Source organism: Mesorhizobium sp. WSM4848 (genome assembly GCF_055811375.1).
The window spans coordinates 103,679-117,643 of record NZ_JBVVPX010000015.1 but is presented as its reverse complement, the minus strand read 5'-3'; the positions used below and the strand labels follow the sequence as shown (position 1 = coordinate 117,643).

The 13,965-nt window shown below is 63.3% G+C and carries 14 protein-coding genes; 9 read left to right on the top strand and 5 right to left on the bottom strand.

Annotation, left to right across the window (positions count from 1 at the left end):
• Positions 1-168: 168 nt before the first annotated feature.
• The 4 genes from AC0L16_RS16175 to AC0L16_RS16160 all read left to right on the top strand — a co-directional run bounded on the left by AC0L16_RS16175 (position 169) and on the right by AC0L16_RS16160 (position 4,991).
• On the top strand, positions 169-798 hold the full coding sequence (locus tag AC0L16_RS16175) for a J domain-containing protein (RefSeq protein ID WP_473621891.1): 630 nt from the start codon (positions 169-171) through the stop codon (positions 796-798).
• Between the two features lie 117 nt (positions 799-915).
• Positions 916-1,902 (top strand): cobaltochelatase subunit CobS, encoded by a 987-nt coding sequence (gene cobS, locus AC0L16_RS16170; RefSeq protein ID WP_473621890.1) that lies wholly within the window; start codon positions 916-918, stop codon positions 1,900-1,902.
• 162 nt (positions 1,903-2,064) lie between these two features.
• Positions 2,065-3,963, top strand: coding sequence for a cobaltochelatase subunit CobT (cobT, locus tag AC0L16_RS16165; protein ID WP_473621889.1), 1,899 nt, complete (start codon positions 2,065-2,067; stop codon positions 3,961-3,963).
• Positions 3,960-4,991 carry an esterase-like activity of phytase family protein gene (locus AC0L16_RS16160; RefSeq protein WP_473621888.1) on the top strand — a complete coding sequence of 344 codons (1,032 nt, stop codon included), beginning with the start codon at positions 3,960-3,962 and terminating at the stop codon, positions 4,989-4,991. The genes cobT and AC0L16_RS16160 overlap by 4 nt, the downstream gene beginning before the upstream one ends.
• 33 nt (positions 4,992-5,024) lie before the next feature.
• Here AC0L16_RS16160 and AC0L16_RS16155 read toward each other — a convergent pair whose 3' ends face one another.
• The 3 genes from AC0L16_RS16155 to rpmB form a co-directional block, all read right to left on the bottom strand.
• Positions 5,025-5,726 carry a polyamine aminopropyltransferase gene (locus tag AC0L16_RS16155; RefSeq protein ID WP_473621887.1) on the bottom strand — a complete coding sequence of 234 codons (702 nt, stop codon included), beginning with the start codon at positions 5,724-5,726 and terminating at the stop codon, positions 5,025-5,027.
• An 83-nt stretch (positions 5,727-5,809) separates the two neighbouring features.
• A complete protein-coding gene (locus AC0L16_RS16150) occupies positions 5,810-6,490 on the bottom strand; it encodes a queuosine precursor transporter (RefSeq protein WP_473621885.1) in 681 nt (226 codons plus the stop codon).
• Between the two features lie 80 nt (positions 6,491-6,570).
• Positions 6,571-6,867: a 50S ribosomal protein L28 gene (gene rpmB, locus AC0L16_RS16145; protein WP_473621884.1), complete on the bottom strand. Its 297-nt coding sequence runs from the start codon at positions 6,865-6,867 to the stop codon at positions 6,571-6,573.
• Positions 6,868-7,123: 256 nt separating this feature from the next.
• On the opposite strand from rpmB, the gene AC0L16_RS16140 reads away from it, so the two are divergent.
• Genes AC0L16_RS16140 through AC0L16_RS16130 form a run of 3 tightly spaced genes read left to right on the top strand, consistent with a single transcriptional unit; the run spans position 7,124 to position 9,496 of the window.
• The gene (locus AC0L16_RS16140; protein ID WP_473621883.1) at positions 7,124-7,912 is read left to right on the top strand and encodes a DUF3108 domain-containing protein; all 789 of its coding nucleotides are present in this window, start codon (positions 7,124-7,126) and stop codon (positions 7,910-7,912) included.
• 28 nt (positions 7,913-7,940) lie between these two features.
• On the top strand, positions 7,941-8,828 hold the full coding sequence (gene yddG / locus AC0L16_RS16135; protein WP_473621881.1) for an aromatic amino acid exporter YddG: 888 nt from the start codon (positions 7,941-7,943) through the stop codon (positions 8,826-8,828).
• Positions 8,828-9,496 (top strand): lysoplasmalogenase family protein, encoded by a 669-nt coding sequence (locus AC0L16_RS16130; RefSeq protein WP_473621880.1) that lies wholly within the window; start codon positions 8,828-8,830, stop codon positions 9,494-9,496. The genes yddG and AC0L16_RS16130 overlap by 1 nt, the downstream gene beginning before the upstream one ends.
• Before the next feature lie 144 nt (positions 9,497-9,640).
• Here AC0L16_RS16130 and AC0L16_RS16125 read toward each other — a convergent pair whose 3' ends face one another.
• Positions 9,641-10,069, bottom strand: a complete 429-nt coding sequence (locus AC0L16_RS16125) for a cupin domain-containing protein (protein ID WP_473621879.1) — start codon at positions 10,067-10,069, stop codon at positions 9,641-9,643.
• A 22-nt stretch (positions 10,070-10,091) separates the two neighbouring features.
• Positions 10,092-10,859 (bottom strand): hydroxyacylglutathione hydrolase, encoded by a 768-nt coding sequence (gene gloB / locus AC0L16_RS16120; protein ID WP_077372950.1) that lies wholly within the window; start codon positions 10,857-10,859, stop codon positions 10,092-10,094.
• 302 nt (positions 10,860-11,161) lie between these two features.
• On the opposite strand from gloB, the gene AC0L16_RS16115 reads away from it, so the two are divergent.
• Entirely contained in the window at positions 11,162-11,938 is a 777-nt protein-coding gene (locus AC0L16_RS16115; RefSeq protein WP_473621927.1) for a class I SAM-dependent methyltransferase, read from the top strand.
• Between the two features lie 115 nt (positions 11,939-12,053).
• Positions 12,054-13,880, top strand: a complete 1,827-nt coding sequence (locus tag AC0L16_RS16110) for an ABC transporter ATP-binding protein/permease (protein WP_473621878.1) — start codon at positions 12,054-12,056, stop codon at positions 13,878-13,880.
• Positions 13,881-13,965 lie beyond the last annotated feature (85 nt).

Sequence of the window (13,965 nt, the reverse complement as noted above, 5' to 3'; positions counted from 1 at the left end):
GGGCGCATGCCCCCCGAAAATCGGCGGCCTTAGCGCGTCCGGAAGGACGCACGGCGCCGCCGCCCGTGACAAAATTCGCCGCTCGCCCGCTTTATGCCGCGATTCAGCGGTTAGGGCGATCATCGCGAAAATGTCAATTCTTGTTTCGCACCGGCGAACAGCCCATAAATGGGTGAGATGAAACCGTACCCCAAATATTTCGAGAAAATTCGCATCCGCCCGGAGAAGGATGCGGAGCTGAAGTCTCGTTCGCCGATCTGCCAGTGGGACGGTTGCAAGGAGGCCGGCACCCATCGCGCGCCGGTCGGGCGCATGAAGGAGGGCGAGTATTTTCAGTTCTGCTTCGATCATGTGCGCGAGTACAACAAGGGCTTCAACTATTTCTCCGGTGTCCCCGATACCGAGATCGCCCGTTTCCAGAAGGAAGCGATGACCGGCCACCGGCCGACATGGAAGATGGGCGTCAACGGCGCCTCGACGCGCTCCTCGCCCGATTTCGCCCAGCAGCGTTCCGGCCGCGCCGGCTACTACAACCGCATGCGCGATCCGTTCGACCTGTTCAAAGGCCCGAAGGATCCGCGTGAGGCGCGTGAGCGCAAGGCCAAGCCGCTTGAGGCCAGGGCGTTGGAAACGCTTGGCCTTGATACAAAGGCGACTGGCAAGGATATCAAGGCGCGTTATAAGGAACTGGTGAAACGCCACCATCCGGATGCGAATGGCGGCGACAGAGGTTCGGAAGACCGGTTCCGCGATGTGCTCCAGGCCTATCGCGTGCTCAAGCAGGCAGGATTGTGCTGAGCGACCTCCGTGTCGTTTTCCAACTTTCATAAGGTTGGAAAAGGCTCTAAGACCGCCCCCGGACAAAATCGATTGCCGGCGAAATCAGGCGCTTCGCCCGTGGAGACGTTGATAAAGATGAACAAGGTCGATCGCGACATCGCCAACCTGCCCGACACCACCGTGCCGGTGAAGGAGAAATTCGGCTTCGAGTCCAAGATCGTGGTGCCGGCCTATTCGGTGACGAGCGAGCATGTGCCCGACATCGATCCTGACTATCTGTTCGACAAGAACACGACGATGGCGATCCTCGCCGGCTTCGCCTACAACCGCCGCGTCATGGTGTCGGGCTATCACGGCACCGGCAAGTCGACGCATATCGAGCAGGTCGCCGCCCGCCTCAACTGGCCCATGGTGCGGGTCAACCTCGACAGTCATGTCAGCCGCATCGATCTCGTCGGCAAGGACGCCATCGTCGTCAAGGACGGGCTGCAGATCACCGAATTCCGCGACGGCATCCTGCCCTGGGCCTACCAGCACAATGTCGCGCTGTGTTTCGACGAGTATGATGCCGGCCGTCCGGACGTGATGTTCGTCATTCAGCGCGTGCTGGAATCGTCCGGCCGGCTGACGCTGCTTGACCAGAGCCGGGTCATCCGCCCGCATCCGGCGTTCCGGCTGTTCTCGACCGCCAACACGGTCGGTCTCGGCGATACCACCGGCCTCTATCACGGCACTCAGCAGATCAATCAGGCGCAGATGGACCGCTGGTCGATCGTCACCACGCTGAACTATCTGCCGCACGACAATGAGGTGAACATCGTGCTGGCCAAGGCCAAGCACTATCGCGATGCTAAGGGCAAGGAGATCGTCAACAAGATGGTGCGTGTCGCCGACATGACGCGTTCGGCCTTCATCAATGGCGACCTGTCGACCGTCATGAGCCCGCGCACGGTCATCACCTGGGCCGAGAATGCCGAGATCTTCGACGATATCGGCATGGCGTTCAGGCTGACCTTCCTCAACAAGTGCGACGAGTTGGAACGCTCGCTGGTGGCCGAGTTCTACCAGCGCGCCTTCGGCCAGGATTTGCCGGAGAGCGCCGCCAACGTGGTTCTGGGCTAAGCATGGCCCTGAAAAGTCGCAACGCTTTTCGGACAAGGTCGTGCGCTACAGCGCCGCGCGTCCAATTGGACGCGCGACGGACGCTGTAGAACTTTGATTTCGCGCATGATCCTTTCCGAAAATCGATTCCGATTTTCGGGGTCATGCGTCGGGGAATGATCGATGGCGGGTCCGGGAGACAACACGCGCAACAAGTCGAAGACGGGGTCTGAAGCCGACAGCTTCAAGCGCGCCGTCACCGTCTGCATGCGCGCGATTGCCGGCGACAAGGACCTCGAAGTCGGTTTCGCCAAGGATCGGCCGGCGCTGGCCGGCAGCCGCGCCCGGTTGCCTGAACTGCCGAAGAAAGCGTCGAAGGCCGACATCGCCATCACCCGCGGGCTCGGCGATTCCATGGCGCTGAAGCGCGCCTGCCACGACACGCGCATCCACACCAGGCTGGCGCCGGAGGGCAAGCAGGCCCGCGCCGTCTACGATGCGGTCGAGCAGGCCCGCGTCGAGGCGATCGGCTCCCGCGCCATGCAGGGTGTGGCGGACAATATCGGCTCGATGCTCGAGGACAAATACGCCAGGGCCAACCTCATTGACGTCAAGGACAAGGCGGATGCGCCGATCGAGGAGGCGCTGGCCCTGATGGTGCGCGAAAAGCTGACCGGCCGCGCCGTGCCGAAGAGCGGCGAGCGGCTGGTCGACCTGTGGCGCCCTTGGGTCGAGGAGAAGGCTAGCGCCGATCTCGACGGGCTGTCGGCAAAGCTCGACGACCAGCAGGCCTTCGCCCGTGTCGTGCGCGAGATGCTGGCTTCCATGGAAATGGCCGAGGAACTCGGTGACGACCAGGAGACCGAAGACTCCGAAGACAATGATGAAAACCAGCCGCAAGGCGAGGAGCAGAGCGAGGAGGGCGGCGAGGACGATTCCGGCTCCGAGCAGGCGCAGTCGGATGATACCGAGGCGTCGTCCGACGACGAGCAATCGGCCGAGACCGAGGCGTCCGATGCCACCGCCGACGACCTGTCCGACGATGACGACGCCGATGCCGAGACACCCGGCGAGGCGCGCCGCAACGACAATCCCTTCACCAATCTGTCGAAGGAGATCGACTACAAGGTCTTCACCACCGCCTTCGACGAGACGGTGGGTGCGGAGGATCTATGCGAAGAGGAAGAGCTGGATCGGCTGCGCGCCTTCCTCGACAAGCAGCTTGCCAACCTTTCCGGCGTCGTCGGCCGGCTGGCCAACCGGCTGCAGCGCCGCCTGATGGCGCAGCAGAACCGGTCCTGGGATTTCGATCTCGAAGAGGGTTATCTCGATCCGGCGCGGCTGGTGCGCGTCGTCATCGACCCGATGCAGCCGCTGTCCTTCAAGCAGGAGCGCGACACCAAATTCCGCGACACGGTGGTGACGCTGGTGCTTGACAATTCGGGCTCGATGCGCGGCCGGCCGATCACGGTCGCCGCCACCTGCGCCGACATTCTGGCGCGCACGCTGGAGCGCTGCGGTGTCTCGGTCGAGATCCTCGGCTTCACCACCCGCGCCTGGAAGGGCGGGCAGGCGCGCGAGAAATGGCTGAAGGAAGGCAAGCCGCCCAATCCTGGGCGGCTCAACGATCTGCGCCACATCATCTACAAATCCGCCGACCATCCATGGCGGCGGGCGCGGCGCAATCTCGGCCTGATGATGCGCGAGGGCCTGCTCAAGGAAAACATCGACGGCGAGGCGCTGCTGTGGGCCCACAACCGCCTGATCGCGCGGCCGGAGCAGCGCAAGATCCTGATGATGATCTCGGACGGCGCGCCGGTCGACGATTCGACGCTGTCGGTCAATCCGGGCAACTATCTCGAACGGCATCTTCGGGCCGTCATCGAACTGATCGAGACGCGCTCGCCGGTCGAACTCCTGGCCATCGGCATCGGCCACGACGTTACCCGCTACTATCGCCGCGCCGTCACCATCGTCGATGCCGAGGAACTGGCCGGCGCCATGACCGAGCAACTGGCCTCGCTGTTTGGCGAGGAAAGCATGCGCGACACGCGACGCGGCGGCATGCGGCGCGCCGGATGATTTTTTCGCGGGGCGGCTTTCGGCAGACGCTTTTCGCCGCCACAGCGCTGGTGGTTGCCGGCATCGCCTTGTCGGCTGCCATCGCTGCCGGCACCGTTTCGGTCGAGCCGATCGAAATCTCAGCACGGCTGATAGACCGGTTTCATATCGGCGGTGACGAAAAGCGGTTCGGCCCGCTCGAATTCGTCGGCGGGCTGGAAATGACCTCGCCGTCACGCGATTTCGGCGCGCTGTCGGCGTTTCGCTTCCGCAAGCCCGGCAGTGATTTCATCGGCGTCGCCGACACCGGTTTCTGGTTCTTCGGCACCGTCACCCATGATGCCGACAAGCGCCCGTCCGGCATCCGGAATTTCCGTATGCAGCAAATGGCCGACGATGCGGGCCATCCGATCGACGAAAAATGGCAGGTCGACTCCGAAGGGCTTGCGGTCAAGGACGGCATTGCCACAGTCGGCTTCGAGCGCGATCACCGCATTGCACAGTTCAAGATCGAACCGGGCGACATGAAGCCGCCGTTCAAGCAATTGGATTTCCTGATTCCAGCCTGGGAGCTCCGCCAAAATCGCGGCTTGGAGACCATCACCCACGCCAATCCTCACGGGCAGCACGAAGGCGGGCTGGTCGTGGTCTCGGAAAAGAGCCTCGACAAATCAGGCAACATCTATGCGGCTGTTATCGAAGGGCCGCACAAAGGCGTTTTCACCGTTAAGCGCAACGGCGATTTCGATATCACCGACGGCGCCTTCCTGCCGGACGGCGACCTCTTGCTTTTGGAGCGCAGCTATTCGATGGCCCGTGGCGTCAAGATCCGGCTGCGGCGCATCTATGGCGAGAGCGTCGAGAAGGGCGCCGTTGCCGACGGGCCGCTGCTGATCGAAGCCGACATGAGCTACCAGATCGACAACATGGAAGGGCTAGACGTCTGGACCCGCGACGACGGCGCGCTGATGGTGTCGCTGATCTCCGACGACAACCACTCGGTGCTACAGCGTAATCTCTATCTGGAATTTATGCTGCACGAGGATTGAGAGGCGGTCGGCAAGGGACGGCCGATAACAAGTCTACGGCTTCGCACCGGTTGCCGCAGGCTGGGGTCCGTTGGTCGCAATCCAGATGACGTGGCGCGCGCCGCGCTTGCCATTGGCGCGGACTTTGACTTCCTCGACCGCGAAGCCCGCCTGCTTGAGCCTGCGGGTAAAACCGCTGTCGGGTCCCTGTGACCAGACCGCCAGAACGCCGCCGAGCGTGAGCGCTGCTCTCGCGCTGATCAGCCCAGCTATACTGTAGAGAGCATCGTTGGCCTGGTGGACGATCGCTTCCGGGCCATTGTCGACGTCGAGCAGGATGACATCCCAGGCCGAGGCTTCCGATCGTATGATCTGCCCGACGTCCGCCTCGCGAACAGTCACGCGTGGATCGTCGAGACAGCCGCCGAACAGCGAGGCCATCGGGCCGCGCGCCCACGCCACCACGGCGGGCACCAACTCGGCGACAACGATACGGGCATCGGCGCCAAGCCCGGCTAGGGCGGCACGCAGCGTGAAACCCATGCCCAGCCCGCCAATCAGGATTTTCGGCTGGCTACGGCCGGCAATCCTTTGGCAGGACAGCCGGGCCAGCGCTTCCTCGGAGCCGCTGAGGCGGCTGTTCATCAGCTCGTTCGAGCCGAGCATGATCGAGAATTCGGCACCGCGTTGTTTCAGGCGCAACTCGTGGTCGCCGGCAGGCGTTTTCGCGGTATCGAGCTGGACCCATGGGATCATGCTCGAGAACCTGTAAGCATGATCTTTTCCGAACCGAAGGTCAGCGATAGCAAAAACCGGTTCCCACCTTCAGGGATCATGCTCTATGCCGCCAGTGCCGGCTGGCTCCAGCGGGCGGCAAGCAGCCGGTAGGGGATCAGCGCCACCACGGCGATGATCAGCTTCACGCCGAGGTCGCCGAGCGCCCATGACACCCAGCGCATGGTCTCGACCGGCAGCACGCCCATCAGCGGCGCGGTTTCGAGCGCAAAGCCATCGTTCGGGCCAGCGAAGGCGAAAGCCGCTGAAAAGGCGATCGTGAAGAACACGGCGGTGTCGAACACCGATCCGACCAGCGTGCCGACGATCGGCGCCCGCCACCAGCTCTGCCGGCGCAACCGGTTGAATACGGTCACGTCGAGCAGCTGCGCGATCAGGAACGCGGTGCCGGAAGCCGCCGCAATGCGCACCAGCCGGTCGGCAGCCGTTTCGAATTCGATCAGGCCGTAGCGGAACAGCAAGGGCGGGATGACGACCGAGCAGATCACTGCTGCCGTGAAGCCGACAAACACGATCCGGCGCGCCACAGCCGGGCCGTAGCGGCGATTGGCAAGGTCGGTGACCAGGAAGGAGAACGGGTAGGTGAAGGCGCCCCAGGTCAGAATGTCGGCCAGCGACAGGCCGCCGACTGCACCCTGCAGCGGGAACTGCACGAGGATGTTCGACGCCACCACGACAAGCGCCATGGCCGCAACAAAGGGCAGGTATCGGGAGAAAAAGCTCATTTTTTTATCCTGGGTAATGGAACCAGCGGGGTGTCATGCCGAGTTCGGACGACACTCCTTGGAAGGCGGCTGCCTGAGAATCAAGCGGCCGGCTGTTCGGTGAGCTTCTTGGCGATCTGCTTCTTCAGCAGCCTCGCGCGCTGCGACAGCTCCTTGGCGTCGGCCTTGGCCAGGAACGCATCAAGGCCGCCGCGATGCTCGACCGAACGCAGCGCGTTGGCCGAAATGCGCAGGCGCACATTCTGGTTCAGCGCTTCCGAGATCAGCGTCACATTGACGAGATTGGGCAGGAAGCGACGCTTGGTCTTGTTGTTGGCGTGGCTCACATTGTTGCCGGACATGACTGCCTTGGCAGTGAGTTCGCAGGTGCGGGACATGGTTCTAAACCTTCAGTTCTCGGTCTGGCCAAACATTCGACCCGCGCCGGGTGGCGCGCGGTTTTCGGTCAGGCGGCCTTATGGAAAAAGTTGGCGTTCCATAGTTGCATTTCGGCGATGCGTCAAGCTCCGGCTTGCGCGCGGGTGTGACGACGCCTTTCACATAAAGGCCGAAATTCAGTCTATAAGCGGTCGCACAAGGAGATGCCAGGCTGGAGTTGCGCGCTTCTGCTGAAAATCGAGGTTCGATCCCGCCATGCTTCGTTCGTCTCATGCTCTCCTTGCCTCGCTCGCCGTGGCGCTGCCGACGGCAATTTCTGCCGCCACGCAACAATCCTTCAAGGGCGAGTATACGGTTTCGATCCACGGCTTATCGGTGGCCAAAGCAAGCTTTTCCAGCAGTTACGAAGGCGATACCTATTCGATCGAAGGCAGCGTCTCCAGCGCCGGCCTCGCCACAATATTCGACGACACACGTGGCACGGTCTCGTCGAAGGGCAAGATTTCGGGCAAGCAATTGCAGCCGCAGGCGTTCCGCGCCGACTACAAATCGGGCGACAAGGCATCGATGATCGATATCCGGTTCGCCAACGGTACTGTTGCCGCGACGAAGGTCGTGCCTGCGCCGAAGAAGCGCAATCCCAAGAACTGGATACCGCTGGCCGCCAGCCATCTCGCCTCGGTGCTCGATCCGATGGCCGCCACCGTCATCCACGCCGATGGTCTCGACAAGGTCTGCGGGCGCACGGTGAAGCTCTATGATGGCGAGATGCGCGCCAATCTGACGCTGACCTATGAGTCAAAAGGCTCGACCTCGGTGCGCGGCTACAAGGGCGATACCGTCACCTGCCGGCTGGATTTTGAGCCGGTGGCGGGTTATCGCAAGAACCGCAAATCCTTGGATTACCTGAGAAAGCGCAGCCGTATCACGGTGACGTTTGCACCGGTCGGCCAAACCGGCGTATATGCGCCGATCCACGCCACGGTCGGCACGAAAATCGGCACTCTCACCGTCAGCGCGGAGCGGTTCGAAGCGATAGAATAGGCGCAATCGCGCGCCGCCGGAGACGGACATGGGGCGCGCAACACTGATCGGCTTCTCCGCGGTCGCCATGTGGGCGCTGCTGGCGCTGCTTACGGACGCTTCCGGCAAGGTGCCACCATTCCTGCTTTCGGCGATCACCTTCACCATCGGCACCGGCGTCGGGCTCGTCGCGCGGCTGTTCACGCCGGCCACCGCCGGGAGCGAGAAAATACCGCCGCAAGTGTGGGTGATCGGCATTGCCGGCCTGTTCGGCTATCACTTCTTCTATTTCACCGCGCTGCGCAACGCGCCGGCGGTGGAGGCGAGCCTCATCGCCTATCTGTGGCCGCTGCTGATCGTGCTCGGATCGGCGCTGATGCCGGGCGAGCGGCTGGCCTGGAACCATGTGGTCGGCGCACTGCTCGGCCTTGCCGGCACTTTCCTGATCGTCACCAAGGGCGGCGGGCTTGCCTTCGACGCGCGCTATGCATTCGGCTATGCGATGGCCGGCGTCTGCGCCGTGCTGTGGGCGTCCTATTCGCTGTTGTCGCGCCGCTTTCCGTCGGTGCCGACCAGCATTGTCACTTGGTTCTGTGCGGCCACGGCAGCGCTTTCGCTTGTCTGCCATCTCATGCTGGAAGAAACGGTGCTGCCTGTCGGCGCCGGCCAGTGGCTGGCCGTGCTCGGCCTCGGCCTGATGCCGGTGGGCGCTGCCTTCTATGCCTGGGATATCGGCGTCAAGCGCGGCAACATCCAGGTGCTGGGCGCGGCAAGCTATGCCGCGCCGCTGCTGTCGACGCTGGTGCTGATATCAGCCGGTTTCGCCGAGCCGTCCCTGCGCATCCTCGCCGCCTGCGTGCTGATCACCGGCGGCGCAGCCCTTGCGGCGAAATCACTGTTCTTGCGCAAGAGGGCTGCGAGCGAGGCAGGGGCGTGATGCCGTTTGCCGGCGGCATCGACGCCAACGCCAATGCGACGCTGCTGTTTTCGCTGGCGGCGGCGGTGGTCTACGCCTTCACCATCGACATGCCACAGACACTTGCGCGTTCCGCGATCAAGTCGCTGGCCGTGGCGATGCTTGCCGTGCTCGCATCGCTGCAGGGCGGTCCGTGGCTGCTCATAGCTGCGCTGGCGCTCAGTGCTATGGGCGATGCGTTGCTGTCACGCGACGGCGAAAAGGCTTTTGTCGGAGGGCTGGCCAGTTTTCTCGTGGTGCATGGGCTTTACATCGCGCTGTTCCTGCGCTCCGGCGAGGGGGTCGGGCTGCTCTCGGCCGAGCCGTGGCGCGCGGCGATTGCCGGGGCAATGGCCGTGTTCGCGCTCACCAGGCTTTTTGCGCTGTGGCGCCGCGTCGGCCCTGCCCTGCGCCTGCCGATCAGCGTCTATATCGCGACAATTTTTGCCATGGGCATTTCGGCCCTCACTCTGAGCAATCTCTGGATCATCGGCGGCGCCATGCTGTTCATGGCGTCCGACGGGCTGCTCGCCTCGGAAAAGTTCCTGCTGAGCGCCATCTCGCCGCACCGCGACTGGATGCGCCACGCGGTCTGGATGCTGTATTATGCCGCCCAGCTGGGGATCACGATGGGTTTCCTGCTAGGCTAGGTTAGGTATGTCGATATTCAGGTGATGCCGGCCTGCAAACGGCGGTTTCCTGCGCTTCCGGTACTCACGTACCCAAACGTACGCTCCGTTCCGGTTCTCGGAATCCACCATTTTCGGCTCGGCCTGACCTGAATCTCGATATACCTAAGGCGTTCCCGGTTGCCAGCCCGGTTCGGCCAGCTCGAAGGCGGCGAAATCGAAGCCCGGCGCCACGGTGCAGCCGACCAGCGTCCACTCGCCGATGCTGCGCGCCGATTGCCACCAGCCTGCCGGCACGACGATCTGCGGCCGCTCGCCCGCCGCCAGTCCCGTGCCGAGCACCTGCTCGATCACCGGCCCGTTTTCCCGATGCATCGACAGTGCCAACGGGGCGCCGGCATAGAAATGCCAGACCTCGGCGGCGTCCTTGACGCGGTGCCAGGCCGACACTTGCTCCTGCTCCAAAAGGAAATAGATCGCGGTCGAATGGCCGCGCGCGCCCTCCGCGCCATCGCGGAAGGTCTCGGCATACCAGCCGCCTTCCGGATGCGGTTTCAGGCCGAGCGTTGCGATGATTTCGGCGGAACTGGTCATGATTTCCAGCACGTCATGGTGCTCAGAAGTTATCCTTGCGCTTGCGAATTTCGGCGAACACTTCGGCGTCGGAGGCGTTCTCCATGCCGAGATGCTTGCGGATTGCCGGATCGTGCCAGCGCAGGAACGGATTGGTCGACAGTTCCTCACCGATGGTGGTCGGCAGCGTCGGCTTGCCGTCGGCGCGCAGCGCCTCGATTTTCGCGGCGCGCTCCTTCAATGCCGAATTGGTCGGATCGACGGTCAGCGCGAAGCGGGCGTTGGAAAGCGTGTATTCATGGCCGCAATAGACGACCGTCTCGGCCGGAAGTGCCGCGAGCTTCTTCAACGAATCGTACATCACCGGCGGCTTGCATTCGAACAGCCGGCCGCAGCCGAGCGCGAACAGCGTGTCGGCGGTGAACGCCACTTTCGACGCCGGCAGATGATAGGAGACATGGCCCGCCGTGTGGCCGGGCGTGGCGATCACGTCGATCCTCTCCTCGCCGAGGTGGATGACCGAACCCTGCTCGACGGTTTCGTCGATGCCGGGAATCTTGGCCTGTTCCGCCTCCGGTCCGACGATGCGCAGCTTGAACCGTTCCTTCAACGCCAGATTGGCCTCGACATGGTCGACATGGTGGTGCGTGGTCAGGATCGTCGTCGGCGCCCAGCCGGTGCGCTCGATCGCGGCCAGGATCGGCGCCTCCTCGGGCGCGTCGATGATCGCGGTCTGGCCGCTTTTCGGGTCATGCACCAGCACTCCGAAATTGTCGCTGCGGCACATGAATTGTTCGATTTCAACCGGCATCGCATCTCTCCACGAGAGCGGTTCATCGTTTCACGGAAACGCCGAACCGCTCTCTCTCCTTGTTTTTGCGCAATTCCGGACGGAAAACCGTTTCACACTTTTCCTGGAATTGCTCTAGTGCGCCGCGCGTCCAGTTGGACGCACAAAGGACGCTCTAACACTTTTTATCTGCTGCATCGTGCTTTCCGAAATCGAAACCGATTTCTGGCCGATGCAGCAGTCGCCGCAGACATAGGGCGCTTGCCCGCGGGTGTCATCCGCCTTTGTTGAACTTGGACAGCATCGAAGATAGCGTGCCGCGCATGTATTCCGATATCGTCGACCTTCGCTCCTTTTATTCGACCACGCTCGGGCGATTGGCCGAACGCTCGATCACCATGGCGTTGTCCTCGATATGGGCTGTTGTGCCCAATGAGCGGCTGGTCGGCCTCGGCTACACTTTGCCGTGGCTGGAGCGGTTCGGCACCGATGCCGAACGTGTCTTTGCCTTCATGCCGGCGACGCAAGGCGCGGTGGTCTGGCCGGCCGCCGGGCCGACCGCGACCGCGCTGGTCTTCGATGAGGAATTGCCGCTGGTCGATGCCTCCATCGACCGCATGCTGCTCGTCCATTCACTCGAACATGCCGAGAACCCGCGCGAGACGCTGAACGAAATCTGGCGGGTGCTGTCGCCCGCCGGCCGCGTCGTCATCGTCGTGCCCAACCGGCGCGGTGTCTGGGCCCGTTTCGAGCATACGCCGTTCGGCAGCGGCCGGCCTTTCTCGCGCGGCCAGCTCACCGAATTGCTGCGCGAAGCGAATTTCACGCCCGCGGCATGGTCCGACGCCCTGTTCTTCCCGCCATCGCGGCGACGCTTCATGATGCGGTTCCACAATGTGCTGGAGCGCGCCGGCCGCAGGTTCTGGCCGATCTTTTCCGGCGTCATCGTCGTCGAGGCGCAGAAGCGGCTCTATCAGGGTGTGCCGGTCGTCCAGCGCGCCTCTCGCCGCGTCTTCGTGCCGGTTTTCTCGCCGCATGGCGCCACAAGGCTCGGCCGGATATCGCCGACCGGGAACGCGCCGTCGCCGGGCCGTCGATGACGTTTTCGTGATCGGGTCCACGCTTTTTCCCACCTATCTGTCGTGGGCGGGTTTGCTACCCGATTGAGTTGACTTGTTCACCGGTTTCAGCACCGCTTGCGAAGGGTCTTCATCAATGGCTGATCATCCGGATTTCGAGGCCAGCGCCACGCCGATTGCCGCGTCGGTCGAGGCCAGCAGCCTGCGCGACCAGCTGGCGACAATCAGGCTGGCGCTGGCGAAGTCGCCGATCCGCAAACAAATGCTCTGGGCCTGCCTCGGCATAGTCGCCGTCATTGTGGCAACCTCGATCGGGCAGGTTCTGCTCAATCGCTGGAACGAGCCTTTTTACGACGCGCTGGCTCGGCGCGACATGCAGAGTTTCCTGCACCAGCTTCTGGTGTTTGCCGCCATCGCCGGCGGGCTTGTGGTGCTCAATGTCGGCCAGACCTGGCTCGACCAGACGATCCGGCTGAAGCTGCGTGAGGGGTTGACCGTCGATCTGATCGGTGAATGGATGCGGCCGGCGCGGGCTTTCCGCCTTGCCAACGCCGGCGCCATCGGCGTCAACCCCGACCAGCGCCTGCAGCAGGATGCCGGGCATCTCTCCGATCTTTCGACCGGTCTCGGCATAGGGCTGTTGCAGTCGTTCATTCTGCTTGTTTCGTTCGTCGGCGTCCTATGGTCGCTGTCTTCCGGCTTCGTCTTCCATGTCGGCGGCTATTCGCTGGCGATTCCGGGCTACATGGTGTGGGCCGCGATTCTCTATGCCGGCACCGCCTCCTGGCTGAGCTGGCTGGTCGGACGGCCGCTCATCCGCTTCAACAGCGACCGTTATACGCGCGAGGCGGAGCTGCGCTCCTCGGTGGTCCGCGTCAACGAGAATGTCGATGCCATCGCGCTTGCACACGGCGAGACCGACGCGCGACGACGGCTTGAGCTCGACCTCGGCACGGTGCTGGGCGCGATGCGGCGCATCTACAGCGCCCAGATCAATCTTTCCTGGGTGACCGATACCTATGGCTGGATCACTGTCGTCGCGCCGATCCTCGTCGCCTCACCGGTCTATTTCGCCGGTGATATCAGCTTCGGCGGGCTGATGATGGCTGTCGGCGCCTTCAACCAGGTGCATTCCTCGTTGCGCTGGTTCATCAACAATATCGGCGGCATCGCCGATTGGCGCGCCACGCTGATGCGCGTCGCCGATTTCCGCATCGCGCTTGCTGAAACGGATGTGCTCCACCACACCGAGAGGCGCATCGAGTTCGGCGAAAATCCGGACGGCAGGCTGACATTCGAGAACCTTGAGGTTGCGTCGCGGGATGGATGCACCAAGCTCGCCGAGCCGCATGTCGAAATCCGTGCCGGCGAGCGCGTCATGATCACCGGAGATCCGCGCGCCGGCAAGACGCTGTTCTTCCGCGCCATTGCCGGTCTGTGGCCGTGGGGAAGCGGGCGGATCGGCATGCCGGCCGGAGAGGTGCCCGCCTTCGTTCCCCGAAAACCCTATTTCCCGCTCGGCACGCTGCGCGAGGTGCTCAATCACGCCGATGCGGCGGTCAGCGACGCCGAGATCTCGGCGGTGCTTGCCGAGGTCGGCCTCGGGCGGCTGTCGTCCTCGCTCGACCGGTCGGCGCGCTGGGAGCGCGAATTGAGCGATGACGAGCAGCGCCTGCTTGCCTTTGCCCGGCTGGTCTTGCGGCAGCCGAAATGGGTGATCATCGATGAGGCTTTGGACACCTTCGACGGCGCGACGCTGCGGCGGGTGCTGTCGATGCTGGAGGCGCGTCTTGCCGACGCCGCGATCCTCAATATCGGGCGTGGCCAGCACAATGTTGAATTCTTCCCGCGCTCATTGGCGATCGTGAAAGACGTCGAGCGACCGGCTCTCAAGCCAGTTCGCGTCAGGGCCGGCGCGATCGAACCACCCCCGGCCGTCGCCAAAGCCCACCAACAGGCATAGCCGGCCGTACAGCCAAGCTTTATTTTGCCGTGATCGCGGCGAAAGATTGCCGGCATCGTTCGGAAGCCTGCAGCGTTGGACCCAT

Bases quoted from the DNA above. Each gene is read 5' to 3' on its own strand.
- AC0L16_RS16175 (WP_473621891.1), top strand. From the start codon at position 169: ATGGGTGAGATGAAACCGTACCCCAAATATTTCGAGAAAATTCGCATC.
- cobS (WP_473621890.1), top strand. From the start codon at position 916: ATGAACAAGGTCGATCGCGACATCGCCAACCTGCCCGACACCACCGTG.
- cobT (WP_473621889.1), top strand. From the start codon at position 2,065: ATGGCGGGTCCGGGAGACAACACGCGCAACAAGTCGAAGACGGGGTCT.
- AC0L16_RS16160 (WP_473621888.1), top strand. From the start codon at position 3,960: ATGATTTTTTCGCGGGGCGGCTTTCGGCAGACGCTTTTCGCCGCCACA.
- AC0L16_RS16155 (WP_473621887.1), bottom strand. From the start codon at position 5,726: ATGATCCCATGGGTCCAGCTCGATACCGCGAAAACGCCTGCCGGCGAC.
- AC0L16_RS16150 (WP_473621885.1), bottom strand. From the start codon at position 6,490: ATGAGCTTTTTCTCCCGATACCTGCCCTTTGTTGCGGCCATGGCGCTT.
- rpmB (WP_473621884.1), bottom strand. From the start codon at position 6,867: ATGTCCCGCACCTGCGAACTCACTGCCAAGGCAGTCATGTCCGGCAAC.
- AC0L16_RS16140 (WP_473621883.1), top strand. From the start codon at position 7,124: ATGCTTCGTTCGTCTCATGCTCTCCTTGCCTCGCTCGCCGTGGCGCTG.
- yddG (WP_473621881.1), top strand. From the start codon at position 7,941: ATGGGGCGCGCAACACTGATCGGCTTCTCCGCGGTCGCCATGTGGGCG.
- AC0L16_RS16130 (WP_473621880.1), top strand. From the start codon at position 8,828: ATGCCGTTTGCCGGCGGCATCGACGCCAACGCCAATGCGACGCTGCTG.
- AC0L16_RS16125 (WP_473621879.1), bottom strand. From the start codon at position 10,069: ATGACCAGTTCCGCCGAAATCATCGCAACGCTCGGCCTGAAACCGCAT.
- gloB (WP_077372950.1), bottom strand. From the start codon at position 10,859: ATGCCGGTTGAAATCGAACAATTCATGTGCCGCAGCGACAATTTCGGA.
- AC0L16_RS16115 (WP_473621927.1), top strand. From the start codon at position 11,162: ATGTATTCCGATATCGTCGACCTTCGCTCCTTTTATTCGACCACGCTC.
- AC0L16_RS16110 (WP_473621878.1), top strand. From the start codon at position 12,054: ATGGCTGATCATCCGGATTTCGAGGCCAGCGCCACGCCGATTGCCGCG.